The sequence below is a fragment of the Arthrobacter sp. SDTb3-6 genome (assembly GCF_013376095.1).
Taxonomy (GTDB): Bacteria; Actinomycetota; Actinomycetes; order Actinomycetales; family Micrococcaceae; genus Specibacter.
Genome location: NZ_JAAMFN010000078.1, coordinates 1 through 5,673, shown reverse-complemented (window position 1 = coordinate 5,673; position 5,673 = coordinate 1). Strand labels below are relative to the sequence as shown.

3 rRNA genes are annotated in these 5,673 nt (G+C 55.8%); all 3 read right to left on the bottom strand.

What is annotated here, in order from left to right:
• Positions 1-29 precede the first annotated feature (29 nt).
• Positions 30-146: ribosomal RNA gene (gene rrf, locus G6035_RS19135) — 5S ribosomal RNA — on the bottom strand.
• A gap of 219 nt (positions 147-365) precedes the next feature.
• A 23S ribosomal RNA gene (locus G6035_RS19130) occupies positions 366-3,521 on the bottom strand.
• Positions 3,522-3,954: 433 nt separating this feature from the next.
• Positions 3,955-5,491: ribosomal RNA gene (locus G6035_RS19125) — 16S ribosomal RNA — on the bottom strand.
• The 16S, 23S and 5S rRNA genes sit together here, the layout of an rRNA operon.
• Positions 5,492-5,673 lie beyond the last annotated feature (182 nt).

Genomic DNA, 5,673 nt, shown 5'->3' with positions numbered 1-5,673 from the left:
GGTGTGTTGGGGCCTCTACCCTTGGTGTTGTCCGGCGGTGTCCTACTCTCCCACATCCTCACGAATGCAGTACCATCGGCGCTGTGGGTCTTAGCTTCCGGGTTCGGAATGGGACCGGGCGTTTCCCCCACGCTATGACCACCGTAACTTTTCCTCCGCACCCCTTGCCGTGGCCCGCCCTGGCGGGCGGGGGTGGTTTGGGGGGGAATCCTGGTTGGTGTCCTGTTGATGGACAACAGTATTTTATTATACACACACCCCTGCAGGGGGTGGGTGGTGGTTTTTCCCGTGGGCAACAAGGACCCGGCCGGGTTTGTTGTTGGGGAACCATATAGTGAACGCGAGCAGGTGTGGTGTTGGTTGGTGTTATCAAGTTATCGGCCTATTAGTACCGGTCAGCTTCACGAGTCTTTGGTCCTCGCTTCCACGTCCGGCCTATCAACCCAGTGGTCTGCTGGGGGCCTCCCACACCCTAGGGGTGTATGGAAATCTCATCTTGAAGCGGGCTTCCCGCTTAGATGCTTTCAGCGGTTATCCCATCCGAACGTAGCCAATCAGCGATGCACTTGGCAGTACAACTGACACACCAGAGGTTCGTCCGTCCCGGTCCTCTCGTACTAAGGACAGCCCTTCTCAAATTTCCTGCGCGCGCAGCGGATAGGGACCGAACTGTCTCACGACGTTCTAAACCCAGCTCGCGTACCGCTTTAATGGGCGAACAGCCCAACCCTTGGGACCTACTCCAGCCCCAGGATGCGACGAGCCGACATCGAGGTGCCAAACCATGCCGTCGATATGGACTCTTGGGCAAGATCAGCCTGTTATCCCCGAGGTACCTTTTATCCGTTGAGCGACGGCCATTCCACAATGTGCCGCCGGATCACTAGTCCCGACTTTCGTCCCTGCTCGACATGTCTGTCTCACAGTCAAGCTCCCTTGTGCACTTACACTCGATACCTGATTGCCAACCAGGCTGAGGGAACCTTTGGGCGCCTCCGTTACTCTTTAGGAGGCAACCGCCCCAGTTAAACTACCCATCAGGCACTGTCCCTGACCCGGATTACGGGCCGAAGTTAGATGTCCAAAGTGACCAGAGTGGTATTTCAACGATGACTCCACCCCCACTGGCGTGAAGGTTTCACAGTCTCCCACCTATCCTACACAAGCCACTCCGAACACCAATACCAAACTATAGTAAAGGTCTCGGGGTCTTTCCGTCCTGCTGCGCGTAACGAGCATCTTTACTCGTACTGCAATTTCGCCGAGTTTATGGTTGAGACAGCGGGGAAGTCGTTACTCCATTCGTGCAGGTCGGAACTTACCCGACAAGGAATTTCGCTACCTTAGGATGGTTATAGTTACCACCGCCGTTTACTGGGGCTTAAATTCTCAGCTTCGCCACACAAGTGCAGCTAACCGGTCCTCTTAACCTTCCAGCACCGGGCAGGAGTCAGTCCGTATACATCGTCTTGCGACTTCGCACGGACCTGTGTTTTTAGTAAACAGTCGCTTCCCCCTGGTCTCTGCGGCCCACACCCGCTCACGCCAGCAAGTGGCGGTCACGGGGCAGGCCCCCCTTCTCCCGAAGTTACGGGGGCATTTTGCCGAGTTCCTTAACCATAATTCTCTCGATCGCCTTGGTATTCTCTACCTGATCACCTGTGTCGGTTTGGGGTACGGGCGGCCCGGACCTCGCGTCGATGCTTTTCTAGGCAGCATAGGATCACCAAATTCCCCCCCTACGGGGGTCCCATCAGATCTCAGGCACGTCATCAAAGACACAGCGACGGATTTGCCTATCGCTGACCCTACATCCTTAGACCGGGACAACCATCGCCCGGCTTGGCTACCTTCCTGCGTCACACCTGTTAATACGCTTGCCTCCCCGGTTCAGTTCCCACGCGCCCCGCACAGCCTGGTCCCGAAGGACACGCACTGACGGTTTGGGCGGTTAGTATCACCGGTTCAACAGGGACGGTCCTTCACCGGTACGGGAATATCAACCCGTTGTCCATCGACTACGCCTGTCGGCCTCGCCTTAGGTCCCGACTTACCCAGGGCAGATTAGCTTGACCCTGGAACCCTTGATCATTCGGCGGACGGGTTTCCCACCCGTCTTTCGCTACTCATGCCTGCATTCTCACTCGTGCAGCCTCCACGGCTAGTTCACACTGCCGCTTCCATGGCTGCACGACGCTCCCCTACCACTCCAAACCCCTGAACAAGGCAGGACGAACCCGCCCGCTAGGGACATGTTTGAAATCCACAACTTCGGCGGTGTACTTGAGCCCCGCTACATTGTCGGCGCGGAATCACTTGACCAGTGAGCTATTACGCACTCTTTTAAGGATGGCTGCTTCTAAGCCAACCTCCTGGTTGTCTAAGCAATCCCACATCCTTTCCCACTTAGCACACGCTTAGGGGCCTTAGTTGGTGGTCTGGGCTGTTTCCCTCTCGACTATGAAGCTTATCCCCCACAGTCTCACTGCCACGCTCTCACTTGCCGGCATTCGGAGTTTGGCTGACGTCAGTAACCTTGTAGGGCCCATTAGCCATCCAGTAGCTCTACCTCCAGCAAGAAACACGCAACGCTGCACCTAAATGCATTTCGGGGAGAACCAGCTATCACGAAGTTTGATTGGCCTTTCACCCCTACCCACAGCTCATCCCCTCCATTTTCAACTGAAGTGGGTTCGGTCCTCCACGCGCTCTTACACACGCTTCAACCTGGCCATGGGTAGATCACTTCGCTTCGGGTCTAGATCACGCCACTGCAACGCCCTATTCAGACTCGCTTTCGCTACGGCTTCCCCACACGGGTTAACCTCGCGACGTAACACTAACTCGCAGGCTCATTCTTCAAAAGGCACGCCATCACCACAACAAGGCGGCTCTGACGGATTGTAAGCACACGGTTTCAGGTACTATTTCACTCCCCTCCCGGGGTACTTTTCACCTTTCCCTCACGGTACTTGTCCGCTATCGGTCATTAGGTAGTATTTAGGCTTATCAGGTGGTCCTGACAGATTCACACGGGATTTCTCGGGCCCCGTGCTACTTGGGAACATCACCCAGGCGCGCACCATGCATTTCGGTTACGGGACTCTCACCCTCTACGGCAGGCCATTCAAAACCCTTCACCTATACACGCACAACACCCTCCAGGCCGGCAGACCCGGAACGGCAACACCCCACAACCCCGACCATGCAACGCCCGCCGGCTATCACACATGGCACGGTTTAGCCTGATCCGCGTTCGCTCGCCACTACTAACGGAATCACTCTTGTTTTCTCTTCCTGTGGGTACTGAGATGTTTCACTTCCCCACGTTCCCCCCACACACCCTATATATTCAGGTGCGGGTCACCACCTCGCCTCACGACGGGTAGCGGGGTTTCCCCATTCGGACACCCTCGGATCAAAGTTCGGTTATCAACTCCCCGAGGCTTATCGCAGATTCCTACGTCCTTCTTCGGCTCCTAATGCCAAGGCATCCACCGTGTGCCCTTAAAAACTTGACCACAAAAACAGGTCAACAACACACAAAAACCCTTCACAAACAACAAAATTGCTTCAAAAGATGCTCGCGTTCACTATATAGTTCTCAAACAACAACCCCAACACACGCCACCACACCCAAACAACCAGGTGCGCCAGCCACGCGCAGGAAAAACCAGGACCCAACAACACACAAGCGTTGTTGCTCCAGGACCCAACAGTGTGCCAAACACCACCCACCAAAACACAGCAATCCATTCATGACGCTTTCCCCGCAACCACACAATGGCCACCGTACTCACATCGAACCGCCCCGTGCCGGCAGGCACCTGCTTCATTGAAGTTCCACCCTTGAGCAACCCGCCGGGAAACAACCGTTCCCGCTGCAGGCCCTTGCTTCCGCACACCACCAAAACAACCCATGCAGGCCGCCCCGTGGTGCTTGGTGCTCCTTAGAAAGGAGGTGATCCAGCCGCACCTTCCGGTACGGCTACCTTGTTACGACTTAGTCCCAATCGCCAGTCCCACCTTCGACCACTCCCTCCCCTAACGGGGTTGGGCCATGGGCTTCGGGTGTTACCAACTTTCGTGACTTGACGGGCGGTGTGTACAAGGCCCGGGAACGTATTCACCGCAGCGTTGCTGATCTGCGATTACTAGCGACTCCGACTTCATGGGGTCGAGTTGCAGACCCCAATCCGAACTGAGACCGGCTTTTTGGGATTAGCTCCACCTCACAGTATCGCAACCCATTGTACCGGCCATTGTAGCATGCGTGAAGCCCAAGACATAAGGGGCATGATGATTTGACGTCGTCCCCACCTTCCTCCGAGTTGACCCCGGCAGTCTCCCATGAGTCCCCGGCATAACCCGCTGGCAACATAGAACGAGGGTTGCGCTCGTTGCGGGACTTAACCCAACATCTCACGACACGAGCTGACGACAACCATGCACCACCTGTAAACCGGCCGCAAGCGGGGCACCCGTTTCCGGGCGTTTCCAGTTCATGTCAAGCCTTGGTAAGGTTCTTCGCGTTGCATCGAATTAATCCGCATGCTCCGCCGCTTGTGCGGGCCCCCGTCAATTCCTTTGAGTTTTAGCCTTGCGGCCGTACTCCCCAGGCGGGGCACTTAATGCGTTAGCTACGGCGCGGAAAACGTGGAATGTCCCCCACACCTAGTGCCCAACGTTTACGGCATGGACTACCAGGGTATCTAATCCTGTTCGCTCCCCATGCTTTCGCTCCTCAGCGTCAGTTAATGCCCAGAGACCTGCCTTCGCCATCGGTGTTCCTCCTGATATCTGCGCATTTCACCGCTACACCAGGAATTCCAGTCTCCCCTACATCACTCTAGTCTGCCCGTACCCACCGCAGATCCGGGGTTGAGCCCCGGACTTTCACGGCAGACGCGACAAACCGCCTACGAGCTCTTTACGCCCAATAATTCCGGATAACGCTTGCGCCCTACGTATTACCGCGGCTGCTGGCACGTAGTTAGCCGGCGCTTCTTCTGCAAGTACCCTCAACCACACAACGTGCAGCCTTGTTCCCTACTGAAAGAGGTTTACAACCCGAAGGCCGTCATCCCTCACGCGGCGTCGCTGCATCAGGCTTGCGCCCATTGTGCAATATTCCCCACTGCTGCCTCCCGTAGGAGTCTGGGCCGTGTCTCAGTCCCAGTGTGGCCGGTCACCCTCTCAGGCCGGCTACCCGTCGTCGCCTTGGTAGGCCATTACCCCACCAACAAGCTGATAGGCCGCGAGTCCATCCAAGACCAATAAATCTTTCAACCCCCCACCATGCGGCAGAAAGTCACTATCCAGTATTAGACCCAGTTTCCCAGGCTTATCCCAGAGTCAAGGGCAGGTTACTCACGTGTTACTCACCCGTTCGCCACTAATCCCCCCAGCAAGCTGGGGACCATCGTTCGACTTGCATGTGTTAAGCACGCCGCCAGCGTTCATCCTGAGCCAGGATCAAACTCTCCGTTAAAACCTAAACAGACACGCACAAACCCACCGGAAAAAGATGAAGAATGCACGCACAAAATTCGAAACCAGCTAAACGATCAGCCACCCACACAGGGGCGCAGGCAGCCAACCAAATAACCAATCAAAAAACAATCGGCATCAATAAAACTTGGCACACTATTGAGTTCTCAAACAACAACCACA